This window comes from Stenotrophomonas thermophila (assembly GCF_001499715.1).
Classification (GTDB): Bacteria; Pseudomonadota; Gammaproteobacteria; order Xanthomonadales; family Xanthomonadaceae; genus Stenotrophomonas; species Stenotrophomonas hibiscicola.
Map to the genome: position 1 here is coordinate 110,841 of NZ_CVIW01000003.1, position 14,153 is coordinate 124,993.

Consider the following 14,153-nt stretch of genomic DNA (forward strand, 5'->3'; position numbering starts at 1 on the left):
ATGCGTATCGGCAATGACCGATCCCAGGATGAGCCGCATATCGATCTGGTGCCGCTGATCGACGTCATCCTGGTGCTGATCATCTTCTTCGTGGTCACCACCACCTTCGATGCGCGCTCGACGCTGCAGGTGCAGCTGCCGACCGCCAGCCAGCAGCCCAGCAACGAGCCGCCGCGCTCGCTCAGCGTGCTGATCAACGCCGAAGGCCGCTATTTCATCAATGACCAGGAAGTGCTGCGCAGCGATGTCGAGTCGGTCAAGCAGACCATCGCATCGGTCGCCGGCAGCGATCGCAGCCAGCCGGTGCTGCTGCGCGCCGACGCACGCACCCCCTACCAGGCCGTGGTGACTGCGCAGGACGCGCTCGGTCAGCTCGGTTTCCGTCGTATCGCCATTGCAACTGCGCCAGAGGTGCGTCCATGAGTTCCCATCACGCGCCGGTGTGGCCGATCTACAAACGTCTGCTGGGCTACACCCGCACCTACTGGGTGTTCATGGTGGGCGCGGTCATCGCCATGGTGGTCGAAGCCCTGGCCGGCTATCACTTCACCAAGCTGATGGAGCCGCTGGTCAACGAGGGGTTTGTCGATCCGCAGCCGCGCGCGGCCGTGGTCCTGCCGCTGACCATCCTCGGCCTGTTCCTGATGCGCAGCGTGGCCACCTGGGTCAGCGACTATACGCTGGCCAAGACCGGCCGCAGCGTGGTCCGCGACCTGCGTGAGCAGGTGCTGCAGAAGTACCTGCACCTGCCGTCGTCGCACTTCGACACCGAAGCAACGCCGGTGATGGTCAGCCGCCTGAACTTCGATACCGAGCAGGTCACCCAGGCCAGCGCCGACGCGCTGAAGACCGTGGTGGCCGATACCCTCACCATCATCGCGATGCTGGCGGTGATGCTGCAGATGAGCGTCAAGGTAACCCTGGCGATGCTGCTGGTGGTGCCGCTGATCGGTGCCATCGTGTCCTACGTGGGCAAGCGCTATCGTCGCATCAGCCGCGGCATCCAGGACGGCATGGGCACGATGGCGCAGACCGCCGAGCAGTCCTTGGCGGCGCAGCAGGAAGTGAAGGTGCACGGCACCCAGCAGCATGAGATCTCGCGCTACTCGCGCCTGGCCAACCGCATGCTGGCGCTGAACATGAAGGTCGAGGTCACCCGCGCGGCGGCGTCCAGCGTGGTGCAGTTCCTGGCCGCACTGGCGCTGGCGGTGATCGTCTGGGTGTCGACCCGCGAAGCCCTGGCCGGCCGCCTCAATGCCGGCCAGTTCATGGGCCTGATGACCTCGATGATGGCGATCATTCCTTCGCTGCGGCGCCTGACCAGCGTGCAGACCTCGATTTCGCGCGGCGTGTCCGCCGCCGAGCGCCTGTTCGGCATCCTCGACATGCCGGTGGAGCGCGACGAAGGCCAGCACCGCGTGCAACGCGTGCGTGGCGAACTGGCGTTCGACCACGTCATGCTGCGCTACCGCGAAGACAGTGGCGTCGCCCTGGACGACATCAGTTTCGTTGCCAGGCCGGGTACGGTGACGGCCATTGTCGGCCGTTCCGGCAGCGGCAAGACCAGCCTGATCCGGCTGGTGCCACGCTTCTACGAGCCCAGTGGCGGCGTCATCACCCTCGATGGCGTGGCGCTGGATGACTATCCGCTGGCTGACCTGCGCCGGCAGGTGGCGATCGTCGGGCAGAAGGTGATGCTGTTCGATGACACCATCGCCGCCAACATCGCCTATGGCATGGAAGCGACCGACGAGCAGATCCGTGCGGCGGCCGAGGCCGCCAACGCCTGGGAGTTCATCGCGCGGATGCCGCAGCAGCTGCAGACGCCGGTAGGCGAGAACGGCGCGCTGCTGTCCGGTGGCCAGCGCCAGCGCCTGGCGATCGCCCGCGCGATCCTGCGCGACGCCCCGATCCTTATCCTCGACGAAGCCACTGCGGCGCTGGACAACGAATCCGAGCGCCTGGTGCAGGACGCGCTGCAGCGCCTGATGCCCGAACGCACCACGCTGGTCATCGCGCACCGGCTGTCGACCATCGAGCATGCCGACCAGGTGCTGGTGATGGACCATGGCCGCATCGTTGAACGCGGCACCCACAAGGAGCTGCTCGAGCTGGGCGGCCTGTACCAGCATCTGCACAGCATGCAGTTCCGCGAAAGGCAGGACTGATGGCCGGCAAGGGTACCCAGACCCCGGCGTACTGGTACGACGGCAGCCCGGTTCCGTGGGCGATGCGCCTGCTGGCACCGCTGTACGTCGGCGTCACCGCGCTGCGCCGGCGCGCCTATCGGCGTGGCTGGCGCAAGCGTTACACGCTGCCGGTGCCGGTCATCGTGGTTGGCAACATCACCGCCGGTGGCACTGGCAAGACGCCGCTGACCATCGCACTGGTGGAGCGCCTGCGTGCCGCCGGCTGGAAGCCGGGCGTGGCCAGCCGCGGTTACGGGCGCGAGGATGCCGACACGCCACTGTGGGTAAAGGCCGATACGCCGACCGCCAAGGGCGGTGACGAGCCGGTGCTGATCGCCTGGAAGACCGGCGTGCCGGTACGCGTGGACAGTGATCGTGTTGCTGCCGGCAGGGCGCTGATCGAGGCTGGCTGCGATGTGATCGTCTGCGATGACGGCCTGCAGCATTACCGGCTGGCGCGCGACATCGAGATCGAAGTGGTCGATGCGCAGCGTCGCTATGGCAATGGCCGGATGATTCCGGCCGGGCCGCTGCGCGAGCCGGTCAGCCGCGCCAGCGAGTGCGATTTCCGCGTGGTCAATCTCGGCCAGGCCGATGAGGAGACCGCGGCACAGGCCTGTGGCTTCGGCCAGTGGCCAATGGCCCTGCACATCGACAGTGCGCAGCCGCTGGCCGGTGGCCGCGCGCGCCCGCTGGCGTACTTCAAGGGCCAGCGCGTGCATGCGGTGGCCGGCATCGCCCATCCGCAGCGCTTCTTCGACATGCTGCGCGCGCGTGGCATCGGCGTCGTGCCGCATGCGTTCGCCGACCACCAGGCCTATCAGCCGCAGGACCTGTCCTTCGGCAGCCAGTTGCCGGTACTGATGACCGAAAAGGATGCGGTGAAATGCCGGGCGTTCGGCAACGACTGGCACTACGCGGTTCCGCTGCGCGCCGAGTTGCCCGCCGCGTTCTGGGTGGCGCTGACTGACCGCCTGGACAAGCTGCGACCGAACTGAGCGGCGCAGCGGCGCTTGCATTCACGCGCCGCCGGCCGCATTCCCCTTGTAACGAGCCTGCCGAGTACCGCCCCATGACCGAATTCGTCGTCGCCATCCCGGCCCGCTATGCCGCCTCGCGGCTGCCCGGCAAGCCGTTGCGCCTGCTGGGTGGTGAACCGCTGGTACTGCACGTGGCGCGCCGCGCGCTGCAGGCCGGCGCCCGGGAGGTCTGGGTAGCGACCGACGATCAGCGCATTGCCGATGCGCTGTCCGGGCTGGCCGAGGTGAAGGTGGCAATGACCGCTGCGTCGCATGCGTCCGGCACCGATCGCCTGGCCGAGTGCGCACGCATTGCCGGCTGGGCCGATGACACGGTGGTGGTCAACCTGCAGGGCGACGAGCCGTTCGCACCGGCGGCCGGCATCCGCGCCGTGGCCGAGGTACTGGCCAACGGCACTGCACCGATGTCGACCCTGGCCACCGCCGTCGAGGACGCGCCTACGCTGTTCGACCCGAACGTGGTCAAGCTGGTGCGCAACGTGCGCAACGAGGCGATGTACTTCAGCCGCGCGCCGATCGCCTGGCACCGCGATGGCTTTGCACGCAGCCGCGACGCGCTGCCGGCCGGTCACAACTGGCTGCGCCATATCGGCATCTATGGCTACCGTGCCGGTTTCCTGCAGCAGTTCGCGGCAATGCCGCCGGGCCAGCTGGAGCAGGTCGAATCGCTGGAGCAGCTGCGTGTGCTGGAGGCGGGCTACCCGATCAGTGTGGCGATCTCGCCGGAACCGTTCCCGCCGGGCATCGACACGCCCGAGGACCTGGAGCGCGCCGAAGCGCTTCTTCAGGTGCTGGCTGCCCGATGAAACTGCTGGTCGTCTGCCTCGGCAACATCTGCCGTTCGCCGATGGCCGAAGGTGCGCTGCGTGCACGCCTGGAGGCCTCGCCGCTGGCCGGGCAGGTGCAGGTGGATTCGGCCGGCACCGGCGACTGGCACGTGGGCGAGCCACCGGACCGGCGTGCGATCGCCTGCGCGGCCGGGCACGGTGTGGACATCGGCAGCCTGCGCGCACGCCAGCTGCAGGCCGCGGATTTCGACCGTTTCGACTGGATCCTGTGTGCCGACGAGGCCAACCTGCGTGACGCCGGCCGTATCGCCACGCCGGCCCAGCGCGAACGGCTGGCGCTGTACCTGCCCTGGTCCGGCGCGCAGGGGCGGATCGCGATCCCCGATCCGTACACCGGCGGGAGCGATCATTTCGAACAGGTCTGGTCGCTGGTCGACGATGCTGCAAAACGTGCAGTGGCACGACTGTTGCATGACGCCGACTCCGGCATAATCGGATCATGAACGTCCAGCCCGTCCCGGACCTGCCCGAGTTCGCCACCTGGCTCAACGCCAGCCCCTGCACCCTGACCGAACTGCGCGGCCGGCCGGTCGCGCTGCTGTTCGTCAATGCGGCCTCCGCCTGGAGCGCGCAACGCCTGGCCGAGTTCGGCCAATGGCTGTCGCGCCATCCGGGCAAGCTGCAGCCGCTGGTGCTGCAGGTGCCGCGCTTCGATTTCGAACGTGACGCCAGCGCTGCACTGAAACTGCTGCGTCGCCAGGGCCTGACCATGCCTGTGCTGCTGGATGCCGACTGGGATGGCTGGCGCCGCTTCGGCGTCAGCGCCTGGCCGACCCTGGTGCTGCTGGATGCACAGGGCAGGGAGCAGCAACGGCTGATCGGGCTGGGGGCCCCCGGTGAACTGGAACGCGCCTTGAACGCGCTGTGCCAGGGAGCCCCTTCGGCGCCGTCGCGCGGGGGCAGCGAACTGCATCCGGAACCGCGCCAGGCCCTGCGCTTCCCGTTGGGGCTGGCAGTCAGCACCGAGCGCCTGTACATCGCCGACAGTGGCCACCACCGCATCCTTGAATGCAGCCACGGTGGCCGCATCCTGCGCCAGTTCGGCCTCGGTACCGCCGATTTCATGGATGGCAACCTTGCCGAAGCGGCATTCCATCGCCCGCAGGCGCTGGTGCTGGAGCGCGATTCGCTGTACGTGGCCGATACCGGCAACCATGCCGTGCGCCGCATCAACCTGTTGACCGGCACCGTCGACACCCTGTGTGGCAACGGGCGTCCCGGTGCGCCGGTGGAAGGTCCGGTTGCGCAGCCGCGGCAGGTCTCGCTGGACCACCCGGTCGGCTTGGCCATTGCCGACAACCAGCTGCACATCGCGATGGCCGGCGACAACCGCATCTGGAGCTACCACCTGGGTCAGCGCAGCCTGCAATGGCGCGCCGGCAGCGGCTCCATTGACGAGCGTGATGGCAGCGGCCATCTGGCGGCCTTCGCCCAGCCCACCGCGCTCGCCGTGGTGCAGCAGGTGCTGTACGTGGCCGATGCGCTGGGTTCCTCGATCCGCGCGCTTCAGCTGCGTGGCGACCTGGTGCAGACCCTGGTCGGGCAGGGGCCCTGGCGCTTCGGCAGTGAAGACGGTCCCCGCGCCCAGGCCAGCCTGCAGTTCCCGCAGGCCATCGCGCTGAGCCCGGATGCGCCGCTGCTGTGGATTGCCGATACCGGCAACGGTCGCCTGCGCACGCTGCGCCTCGGCGGAGGCGAACTGACGACCCAACCGCTGCCGCGTCGCCTGCATGGCCCGGCCGGCCTGGCGGTGGGGCCGGGGCGGTGTGGATTGCCGAGACCGACGCCCATGCCGTGCTGCGATTCGATCCCGACAGTGGCGTGCTCAGCGAAGTGCCGATCAGCGAATGACCGACGTTCCCGCCCCGGCCTTCGACGGCAAGGCCTTCGCGGCCCAGCTCAGCACCGCGCCCGGCGTGTACCGCATGTACGCCGCCGACGACACCCTGCTGTATGTGGGCAAGGCCCGTGCACTGCGCAATCGCGTTGGCAGCTACTTCAACGGCAGTCCGAAGAACGCGCGGATCATGTCGATGATCTCGCAGATCGCGCGCATGGACGTGACCGTCACGCGCTCGGAAGCCGAGGCGCTGCTGCTGGAAAACCAGCTGATCAAATCCCTATCGCCGCGTTACAACGTTTCGCTGCGCGACGACAAGACCTACCCGCATGTACTGCTGACCCGCGAGAACTGGCCGCGCATTGCCTTGCATCGCGGCCCGCGCGCCATTCCTGGCCGCTATTTCGGGCCGTACCCGGGCGTGACCGCGGTACGCGAAACGCTGAACCTGATGCACAAGCTGTTCAAGCTGCGCAGCTGCGAGGACAGCGTGTTCCGCAACCGTTCGCGGCCGTGCCTGCAGTACCAGATCGGCCGTTGCAGCGCGCCGTGCGTGGAGCTGGTAGCGCCTGCCGAGTACGCCGAATCGGTGCGCCGCGCCGCGCTGTTCCTGGAGGGCAAGAGCGACGAGCTCACCCGCGAGCTGGGCGAGCAGATGCAGGCCGCCAGCGAGGCGCTGGAGTTCGAGCAGGCCGCGCGCCTGCGCGATCTGATTTCCTCGCTGCGCAGCATGCAGACCCGGCAGTACGTGGACGGCCGCGCCGCGGACCTGGACGTGCTGGCGGTGGCCATGCAGGGGTCGCAGGCCTGCGTGCTGCTGCTGGCCTTTCGAGATGGCCGCAACCTCGGCACCCGCCCGTTCTTCCCGCGCACCAACGGCGAGGAAAGCCCGGAGGAAGTGCTGGCCGCGTTCGTTTCGCAGTACTACATCGAATTCGAGCCGCCGCGTGAGATCCTGCTGGACCGCGAGATTCCCGATGCCGACCTGCTGGTTGCCGCGCTGTCGGCCTCGGCCGAGCGCAAGGTGCAGCTGAAGTGGAACGTGCGCGGCGAGCGCGCCGGCTACGTGGAACTGGCCAGCCGTAACGCGCAGCTGACCCTGGCCACCGAACTCAACAGCCGCAACGCGCAGCACGCGCGCAGCGACGCACTGCGCGAGATGCTGGGCCTGGCCGAGCCGGTCAAGCGGGTCGAGTGTTTCGATATCAGCCACACCCTGGGCGAGGCTACCGTGGCCTCGTGCGTGGTGTTCGATGCGGCCGGCCCGGTGCGTGCGCAGTACCGCCGCTTCAACATCAGCGGCATCGAGCCGGGCGATGACTACGCCGCCATGCGCCAGGCCATCGACCGCCGCTTCCGCCGTGCGGTGGAAGAGCAGGGCGTGCTGCCGGACGTGCTGCTGATCGACGGCGGCGCAGGGCAGCTGGCGCAGGCGCAGGCCGCACTGGCCGACCTGGGCGTGGAAGGCGTGCTGCTGGTGGGCGTGGCCAAGGGAGTGGAGCGCCGCGCCGGCCACGAAGCGCTGGTGATGCCCGATGGCCGCGAGCTGCGCCCGGGCGCGGCCAACCCGGCGCTGCAGTTCATCCAGCAGGTGCGCGACGAGGCGCACCGCTTTGCCATCACCGGCCACCGTGGGCGCCGCCAGAAGGCACGGATGACCAGCAAGCTGGAGGATATCCCCGGCATCGGGCCGCGCCGCCGCGCCAGCCTGCTCAAGCATTTCGGTGGCCTGGTGGGCCTGAAAGCCGCTGGCGAAGCGGAAATCGCCAAGGTGGAAGGCATCAATGACGCCCTCGCGGCACGTATCTACGCTAACCTGCACGGGTTGGCCACGCCCGATGCGGCCGAGTAGAGAGAGAAGCACGCAAGCATGAAGTTGACCCTGCCCACCTGGCTGACGTTGTTGCGGATCGTGATGATCCCGGTGCTGGTGCTGGTGTTCTACCTGCCCTACACCTGGACCAACTTCGCTTCGGCGGCGATCTTCGGCCTGGCCGCGATCACCGACTGGCTCGATGGCTGGATTGCACGCCGTTACCAGCTGGAGTCGGCCTTCGGCGCCTTCCTCGATCCGGTCGCGGACAAGCTGATGGTGGCAGTGGCGCTGTTCCTGATCGTGCAGGGTCATCCGACGCCGTGGATGGCGTTCTGGGCGGCGGTGATCGTCGGCCGCGAGATCGCGGTGTCGGCGCTGCGCGAATGGATGGCCGAGCTGGGCCAGCGCGCCAAGGTGCGCGTGGCGATGATCGGCAAGATCAAGACCACCGCGCAGATGGTCGCGCTGCTGTGCCTGCTGTATTCGGTGGCCCCCAACGTGCCGGTGGAAGACATCTGGATGGGCTGGCCGGTGTTCCGCATCGGCGACTGGACCCTGGCGATTGCCGCGGTGCTGACCCTGTGGTCGGGCCTGCAGTACCTGCATGCCGCCTGGCCGAGCCTGCGTGATGACGAGCGCGCTGCGCGCGAGCGTGCGCGGCAGAAGAAGCTGGGCAACTGAGCCCATCGATCCGCTATCCACGCATGGCGTGGATCTACTGGAAATGCTGCATCCACGGATGATGCGGATCTGCCGGTTTGCGGGGGATGCTGTAGTAGATCAGCGCGGTGCTGGGCGCCTCGCAGGCCCTGAAAAAATCGCTTGACGCCATTCTTGGAACAGGTAAAATTTCGCCTCCCAAGCGGGAATAGCTCAGTTGGTAGAGCGCAACCTTGCCAAGGTTGAGGTCGCGAGTTCGAGTCTCGTTTCCCGCTCCAGATTCAAGAAGAACGCTCTCGCAAGAGAGCGTTTTTCATTCTCTCATCGGTGATGAAGTGGCGCTTCATCGATGGCATCGGATCTTCGCGATCCATGCTTGACCTCTGATGTGAATCCGGTAGAATGCCGCCTCCCAAGCGGGAATAGCTCAGTTGGTAGAGCGCAACCTTGCCAAGGTTGAGGTCGCGAGTTCGAGTCTCGTTTCCCGCTCCAGATTCAAGAAGAACGCTCCCGGAAGGGGGCGTTTTTCGTTTGTCGGGCCGGATGCGCCCATGGGTCGCCAGCAAGCGTTCGAGGCCGGTGGAGCGGTCAGCGCGATCACGATGCACCGACAGCCACCGCCGTGATCGAAGCGATTGGCTGCCAGCGGCGGGGAAGTTCACGCGTGTGGTACGTCGAGCCGGGGAGGCGTCGCAATGTGCAATGCGCCGTGAAAAGCATCCAGTGTTCTGCCCCGGGAACGCGTTGAAAGCGCAGTGAAAGACTGGGGCAGCGTTGCCTGAACCGCACGCGTGTGGTGACCGTTTTCGGACCAATTCTCCATGTTCGCTCCACAATCGCACGGTAGCCTTCATGCTCCTTCTACACGTTGGCGGGCTGGTGGTCAGGCGTATCACTTCAGTGGCAGTGCCCAGGGCCGGGCGCGGACTCTCCCTGCAGGCAGTGCTGCGCCCGGGCGCGCTGCTGACCAGCCTGGCGCTCGCAGGTTGCATGTCGGTGCCGGCTCCGGACCTGCCTGATCGCACACCCAGCACCTGGACCCAGGTGCCGCAGGGCCAGGGCGTAGCGGTGGATGCCAGGCAGTGGTGGAAGGTGCTGGCCGACCCGGCGCTGGACGGCCTGGTCGACCAGGCCATCGCCGGCAACCTTGATCTGCAGCAGGCCACGTTGCGCCTGCAGGCGGTGCGCATCGTCGCCGACGCCTCCAACGCGCGCTTTCTGCCAGAAATCACCGCCAGCGCCAAGCAGGTGCAGGATGCTGCTGCGGTCGACACTTATTTCCATGCCGGTATCGAAGCGATCTGGGACCTGGGCCTGTTCGGTGCCGCCGAGAGCGCGCAGTTGAGCGCGCAGGCCTCGGCCGGCAATGCCGAGGCGCTGCGCAATGCCGCACGGGTGGCGGTGATTGCCGACGTAGTGCGCAGTTATCTGGACCTGACCGTGGCCCAGGCCCAGCAGGATCTGCTGGCCCGGCAGCAGGCCGTGGATGATCGCGGCGAACAACTGGCACTGGTTCGCCTGCGCTTGCGCCTGGATGAGCCGGGCGAGCTGGAACGCCTGCGTGCGCGCCAGGCCGCGACCCGAGCAGCGACGGCGCAGGCCCGCGAAAACGCGGACAACGCGGCCCGCGCGCTGGCGCTGCTGCTGGGGCGTGACGGGCCGGATCCCGCCTGGCGTGCATACCGCGCGCCGCCGAAGCTCGGTGCATTCTCACTGCAGCAGGTCCCGGCGGACCTGTTGCGCCACCGTCCGCAGATCCTGCTGGCCGAATCGGAGGTGATGCAGGCCGCGGCCAGCAAGGGTTCGGCGCGCGCAGCGATGTATCCACGGGTCAGCCTTGGCGGCTCCATCCTGTACGCGTACAACCTCACCCAGAACGCCCGCTCCAATTCCGATTCGAGCCCGTCGATCGGCCCGTACATCGATATTCCGCTGTGGGACTGGGGCCAGCGTCGCGCGCGCTTCCATGCCGATGAAAAGCAGCTGGATGCTGCCTTGCTGGGGTACCGCAAGGCGGTGCTGGAAGGTGTGAGCGAAGTGGAAGGCGCGCTGGGCAGCCTGGCGCGGCAGGACAGCAGCATCCAGTCGCTGCGCGCGGCCAACGATGCCGCCGGGCAGCAGGTCAAGCGCCAGGCGCGGCAGGTGCAGCTGGGCCTGTCCAGCGAGTTCGATGGGCTGGATACGCAGCGTGCCGCATTGGCCTCGCAGGCCGACCTGATCGGTGCTCAGGGGGCGCGCGTGCTGGCCTTTGCGTCGCTGTACCGCGCCCTCGGCGGTGCACCGCTGCCGGTCGAGGCTGAGGGCGAACAGCAATGATCGCGCTGGCCCGCAAGACCCTGGCCTATGAGTGGCGCCGGTTCCTGCCGGTGGTGCTGGCGATGTGTTTCGCCGGCGTGCTGCTGATCGTGCAGGCGGCACTGGTGCTGGGCATCTTCGGTACCGCTGCGATCTACGTGAAGGCATCCTCGGCCGATATCTGGGCCGGTTTCCCCGGCACCCAGAGCGTCAACTACGGCCATGCGATCAGCGCCGACGTCGAAAGCCACCTGCGCATGGACCCGGATGTCACCCGCGTCGAACCCTACGAGTGGGTCGACGGCGAATGGCGGTCCGGCGCGCAGGGCACCGGCAATGTGTCGGTGTACCTGTCCGGCATCTCCACCCGGGACGACGCGATGATGTTCGCGCGCATCCTCCCTGCGAACCTGCGCGCGCAGCTTCGCGAGCCCGGTGCGGTGATCGTCGACAGCGCCGATCTGGATACGCTGGGCGTGGACCTGCAGAACAATCGTGCCTGGATCAATGGCAAGGCGGTGCGCGTGGTCGCCGCACAACCGGGCCTGCGGGGCCTTGGTGGTGTCAACGTACTGGCCTCGCTGGACACGGCGCGCGCCATCGCCGGCACCGACCCACACGCGGGAAGCACCTATTTCGTGGCGGGCTTGCGCTCGCCGGACCTGGCCGACCGCGTGCGTGACCGCCTGGCCGCGTCGATGGGCCAGGCCACACCGGTCGAGTTCTGGACCGCGCCGGCGTTCGCCAGCCGTTCGCAGCAATACTGGCTGTTCGACACCGGCGCCGGCATCGCGGTGCTGTTCCTGGCCGTCATCGTCTGCTTCGTCGGCGCGGTGATCACCAACCAGTCGTTCGCCTCGGTGGTGGCCGGCTCGGTCCGCGAGTACGCCACGCTCAATGCACTCGGTGTAGGCCGCTATGCGCTGGCACGGGTGGTGTTCGAGCAGGCATTGCTGATCGGTGGCGTGGGCATGCTGCTGGCGGCGGCGTTCAGCACGGTGGTGCTGCTGATCGCGCAGACCCAGCGCGTGCCGGTGCAGCTGACGCCGATGGTGATCCTCGGCTGCGTGGCGCTGGTCGCGGTGATGGCCATGCTCTCCAGCATCATGGCGGTGCGCAGTGTCGTCCGCTCCGATCCATCGTTGCTGCTGCGTTGAGGACCGGCCGATGACCTCCAAACATGCCGTCGCCCCCACGTTACAGGCCGAAGCATTGGAAAAAGGCTTCATGTCCGGTGATGTGCAGGTGCCGGTGCTGCGTGGCCTGTCGCTGGACATCTATCCCGGCGAGCTGACCCTGGTATCCGGCCCGTCCGGCTGCGGCAAGAGCACGCTGCTGTCGCTGCTGTCCGGCCTGGCCGCACCCGATGGCGGTCGCGTGCACGCGCTGGGCCAGGACGTGGGCCACATGACCCGCAGTGAAGTGGAGCGTTTCCGCCTGCACCATGTCGGCTTCGTGTTCCAGGGCTTCAACCTGTTCCCGGCACTGACTGCGTTGGAGCAGGTACAGCTGCCACTGGGCTACCGCGGCATGCGCAATCGCGAAAGCGAGCCGCTGGCCCGCATGGCTCTGGAAGAAGTCGGCCTCAGCCACCGCAGCCACATGCGCCCGGCGCAGCTGTCCGGTGGCGAGAAACAGCGCGTCGCTGTCGCCCGCGCGTTCGCCAAGTCGCCGACGTTGATCTTCGCAGACGAACCCACCAGCGCGCTGGACGCCGAGAACGGTCAGCGCGTGATCGACATCCTGCATCGCTACGCACGTGCGCATGGCGCCACCGTGCTGTGCGTGAGCCACGATCCGCGCCTGATCCGGCATGCCGATCGGGTGATCGCCATGGAAGACGGCATGGTCCGTGATGACCGCCGCCAGAACGAAACCGTAGAGTCCGCCCCATGACCAAGACGTCGCATCTGCTTCCCCTCAGCCTGGCCCTGTCCGCGGCACTGCTGCTCGGCGCCTGTTCCAGGGAAGCGCCCACCGCTGCATCGGCCCCCTCAGGCAAGGAGGGTACTGCCGCCGCCGGCAAGGTCGCCGTGGCGCGGGGCATCATTGACGTCGAAGGTGGCCTGATCGCACTGGCACCGCCGGTGGATGGCTCGATCACTGCAGCGCCGGTGAAGGAAGGCGCCACGGTTAAGAAGGGGCAGCTGCTGCTGTCGCTGGATGGTGCCCTGCTGCAGCAGGAGGTGGCGATGGCCAGCGCCGATCTGGCCTTGGCCAATGACCGCCTGAAGGGCAGCCAGGCGCAGCTGCGCGAACTGGAGCGCAACGCCACCCGTCTGTCCACGGGCGCCAGCGAAGGCGTGTCCTCGAACCAGCAGGCCGATGCAGCCAAACAGCAGCTGGCCGGCGTGCGCGCCGATGTCGACGTGGCCGGTGCGCAGGTCGACATGGCGCAGCACAAGCTGGAGCACGCGAAGCTGAAACTGCAGCAGATGTCGTTGAGCGCGCCGGAAGCCGGCACCGTGGTCGGCCAGGTGCCGGGCGTCGGTGCCTTCGTGCAGGCGGGCAAGCCGGCGATCTCGTTGCTGCCGGCGCGCCCGCTGCAGGTGCGCGCCGAACTGAGCGCCGCCTACGCCGATGCGGTGCAGGTAGGCATGAAAGCGGCGGTGGTACCGGACAGTGATGGTGCCGAGAACACCGGCACGCTGCCGACCGCACGCGTGGTACGCATCAGCCCGGTGTTCGCGCAGGCACGCCTGCCTGAAGATGCAGGGCGTGGCGTGGCCAAGGTGGTGGAGTGTGTGCTGGAGTTCGATGGCGAGGCCAAGGCGCGCTTCGGCCAGCACGTGCGGGTGGAGTTCCGGAAGTAGGCCTAGCGTGGTGGCGGACGCCTGAACGCCCGCCACGCGCTCACCGCCGACACCCCGCACAGCGCCAGCAGCAATCCCACGTCCAGCAGCAGCAACCACAGCAGGTGCATGCCTTGTACCGGCGGCTGGTGCATCGCCGACAGCATCCACGGTACCGACCACACCAGCAGCAAGGCAAAGGCGATCAGCAGACGCAGCCACAGGCGTTTCAGTTTCCAAGGCCGCACGATCAACGCGGCCACCACCAGCTCAACCGTTCCCAGCAGCGCGAACAGGATGACGGTGCTGGTCGGGTAGGGCAGCTCAGCGCCTTCCAGTCGGTGCAGCAGCCAGTAGTCCGGGGTGAAACCGGCATTGACCAGCGAGGCGATCAGCGCCAGCCAGGTCAGCGCGACCAGCAACCAGAACAGGCGGACGTAGCGTCTCGGCATCGGCGGTGTCCGTGCTTGGGCGGGGCAGCGTACCCCAGCGCGGACGCCCGTGACCGCATGATGTGAAGACTGTTGACGGCGTGAAGGAATTTGGACACAATGGCGCTCCTTCGACGCAGGTCGAACGGAATCTGCGGGAATAGCTCAGTTGGTAGAGCGCAACCTTGCCAAGGTTGAGGTCGCGAGTTCGAGTCTCGTTTCCCGCTCCAGATTCTACAGGG

Annotated in this window: 12 protein-coding genes, 3 tRNA genes and 1 pseudogene; 15 read left to right on the forward strand and 1 reads right to left on the reverse strand. The window is 67.6% G+C overall.

All coding sequences use genetic code 11. The features are described from left to right. From BN1263_RS03415 to BN1263_RS03480, 14 genes and pseudogenes are all read left to right on the forward strand, one after another. Positions 1 to 423, forward strand: coding sequence for an ExbD/TolR family protein (locus tag BN1263_RS03415; protein WP_019658998.1), 423 nt, complete (start codon positions 1 to 3; stop codon positions 421 to 423). Next, the gene (gene msbA / locus BN1263_RS03420) at positions 420 to 2,168 is read left to right on the forward strand and encodes a lipid A export permease/ATP-binding protein MsbA (protein ID WP_058979578.1); all 1,749 of its coding nucleotides are present in this window, start codon (positions 420 to 422) and stop codon (positions 2,166 to 2,168) included. The genes BN1263_RS03415 and msbA overlap by 4 nt, the downstream gene beginning before the upstream one ends. After that, positions 2,168 to 3,187, forward strand: a complete 1,020-nt coding sequence (gene lpxK, locus BN1263_RS03425) for a tetraacyldisaccharide 4'-kinase (RefSeq protein WP_058979581.1) — start codon at positions 2,168 to 2,170, stop codon at positions 3,185 to 3,187. Before msbA ends, lpxK begins: the two co-directional genes overlap by 1 nt. 74 nt (positions 3,188 to 3,261) lie before the next feature. Next, entirely contained in the window at positions 3,262 to 4,035 is a 774-nt protein-coding gene (gene kdsB, locus BN1263_RS03430; protein ID WP_058979583.1) for a 3-deoxy-manno-octulosonate cytidylyltransferase, read from the forward strand. Continuing rightward, positions 4,032 to 4,520 carry a low molecular weight protein-tyrosine-phosphatase gene (locus tag BN1263_RS03435; RefSeq protein WP_058979584.1) on the forward strand — a complete coding sequence of 163 codons (489 nt, stop codon included), beginning with the start codon at positions 4,032 to 4,034 and terminating at the stop codon, positions 4,518 to 4,520. The genes kdsB and BN1263_RS03435 overlap by 4 nt, the downstream gene beginning before the upstream one ends. After that, positions 4,517 to 5,928 (forward strand): annotated as a pseudogene (locus tag BN1263_RS03440) (hypothetical protein). Before BN1263_RS03435 ends, BN1263_RS03440 begins: the two are co-directional and overlap by 4 nt. After that, a complete protein-coding gene (gene uvrC, locus BN1263_RS03445) occupies positions 5,925 to 7,769 on the forward strand; it encodes an excinuclease ABC subunit UvrC (protein ID WP_058979586.1) in 1,845 nt (614 codons plus the stop codon). The pseudogene BN1263_RS03440 and the gene uvrC overlap by 4 nt, the downstream one beginning before the upstream one ends. Before the next feature lie 18 nt (positions 7,770 to 7,787). Continuing rightward, positions 7,788 to 8,414, forward strand: coding sequence for a CDP-diacylglycerol--glycerol-3-phosphate 3-phosphatidyltransferase (pgsA, locus tag BN1263_RS03450; RefSeq protein ID WP_049413149.1), 627 nt, complete (start codon positions 7,788 to 7,790; stop codon positions 8,412 to 8,414). Positions 8,415 to 8,595: 181 nt separating this feature from the next. Further along, positions 8,596 to 8,671: transfer RNA gene (locus tag BN1263_RS03455), tRNA-Gly, on the forward strand. Between the two features lie 138 nt (positions 8,672 to 8,809). After that, positions 8,810 to 8,885 (forward strand) — tRNA-Gly (locus tag BN1263_RS03460). A 360-nt stretch (positions 8,886 to 9,245) separates the two neighbouring features. Further along, positions 9,246 to 10,709, forward strand: coding sequence for an efflux transporter outer membrane subunit (locus tag BN1263_RS03465; RefSeq protein ID WP_058979589.1), 1,464 nt, complete (start codon positions 9,246 to 9,248; stop codon positions 10,707 to 10,709). Beyond that, positions 10,706 to 11,845 carry an ABC transporter permease gene (locus tag BN1263_RS03470; protein WP_058979590.1) on the forward strand — a complete coding sequence of 380 codons (1,140 nt, stop codon included), beginning with the start codon at positions 10,706 to 10,708 and terminating at the stop codon, positions 11,843 to 11,845. Before BN1263_RS03465 ends, BN1263_RS03470 begins: the two co-directional genes overlap by 4 nt. Before the next feature lie 10 nt (positions 11,846 to 11,855). After that, positions 11,856 to 12,584, forward strand: coding sequence for an ABC transporter ATP-binding protein (locus tag BN1263_RS03475; RefSeq protein ID WP_058979592.1), 729 nt, complete (start codon positions 11,856 to 11,858; stop codon positions 12,582 to 12,584). Next, positions 12,581 to 13,501: an HlyD family secretion protein gene (locus tag BN1263_RS03480; RefSeq protein ID WP_021202081.1), complete on the forward strand. Its 921-nt coding sequence runs from the start codon at positions 12,581 to 12,583 to the stop codon at positions 13,499 to 13,501. Before BN1263_RS03475 ends, BN1263_RS03480 begins: the two co-directional genes overlap by 4 nt. A 2-nt stretch (positions 13,502 to 13,503) precedes the next feature. On the opposite strand, the gene BN1263_RS03485 is transcribed toward BN1263_RS03480, so the two are convergent. Then, complete coding sequence (locus BN1263_RS03485; RefSeq protein WP_058979594.1) at positions 13,504 to 13,932, reverse strand: hypothetical protein; 429 nt, start codon at positions 13,930 to 13,932, stop codon at positions 13,504 to 13,506. Between the two features lie 133 nt (positions 13,933 to 14,065). On the opposite strand from BN1263_RS03485, the gene BN1263_RS03490 reads away from it, so the two are divergent. After that, a tRNA-Gly gene (locus tag BN1263_RS03490) sits at positions 14,066 to 14,141 on the forward strand. Positions 14,142 to 14,153 lie beyond the last annotated feature (12 nt).

What these genes read in the sequence shown, in the direction of transcription:
- BN1263_RS03475 (WP_058979592.1), top strand. Translation starts at nt 11,856, where the DNA reads ATGACCTCCAAACATGCCGTCGCCCCCACGTTACAGGCCGAAGCATTG.
- BN1263_RS03485 (WP_058979594.1), bottom strand. Translation starts at nt 13,932, where the DNA reads ATGCCGAGACGCTACGTCCGCCTGTTCTGGTTGCTGGTCGCGCTGACC.
- BN1263_RS03470 (WP_058979590.1), top strand. Translation starts at nt 10,706, where the DNA reads ATGATCGCGCTGGCCCGCAAGACCCTGGCCTATGAGTGGCGCCGGTTC.
- kdsB (WP_058979583.1), top strand. Translation starts at nt 3,262, where the DNA reads ATGACCGAATTCGTCGTCGCCATCCCGGCCCGCTATGCCGCCTCGCGG.
- uvrC (WP_058979586.1), top strand. Translation starts at nt 5,925, where the DNA reads ATGACCGACGTTCCCGCCCCGGCCTTCGACGGCAAGGCCTTCGCGGCC.
- pgsA (WP_049413149.1), top strand. Translation starts at nt 7,788, where the DNA reads ATGAAGTTGACCCTGCCCACCTGGCTGACGTTGTTGCGGATCGTGATG.
- BN1263_RS03435 (WP_058979584.1), top strand. Translation starts at nt 4,032, where the DNA reads ATGAAACTGCTGGTCGTCTGCCTCGGCAACATCTGCCGTTCGCCGATG.
- BN1263_RS03415 (WP_019658998.1), top strand. Translation starts at nt 1, where the DNA reads ATGCGTATCGGCAATGACCGATCCCAGGATGAGCCGCATATCGATCTG.
- BN1263_RS03480 (WP_021202081.1), top strand. Translation starts at nt 12,581, where the DNA reads ATGACCAAGACGTCGCATCTGCTTCCCCTCAGCCTGGCCCTGTCCGCG.
- lpxK (WP_058979581.1), top strand. Translation starts at nt 2,168, where the DNA reads ATGGCCGGCAAGGGTACCCAGACCCCGGCGTACTGGTACGACGGCAGC.
- BN1263_RS03465 (WP_058979589.1), top strand. Translation starts at nt 9,246, where the DNA reads ATGCTCCTTCTACACGTTGGCGGGCTGGTGGTCAGGCGTATCACTTCA.
- msbA (WP_058979578.1), top strand. Translation starts at nt 420, where the DNA reads ATGAGTTCCCATCACGCGCCGGTGTGGCCGATCTACAAACGTCTGCTG.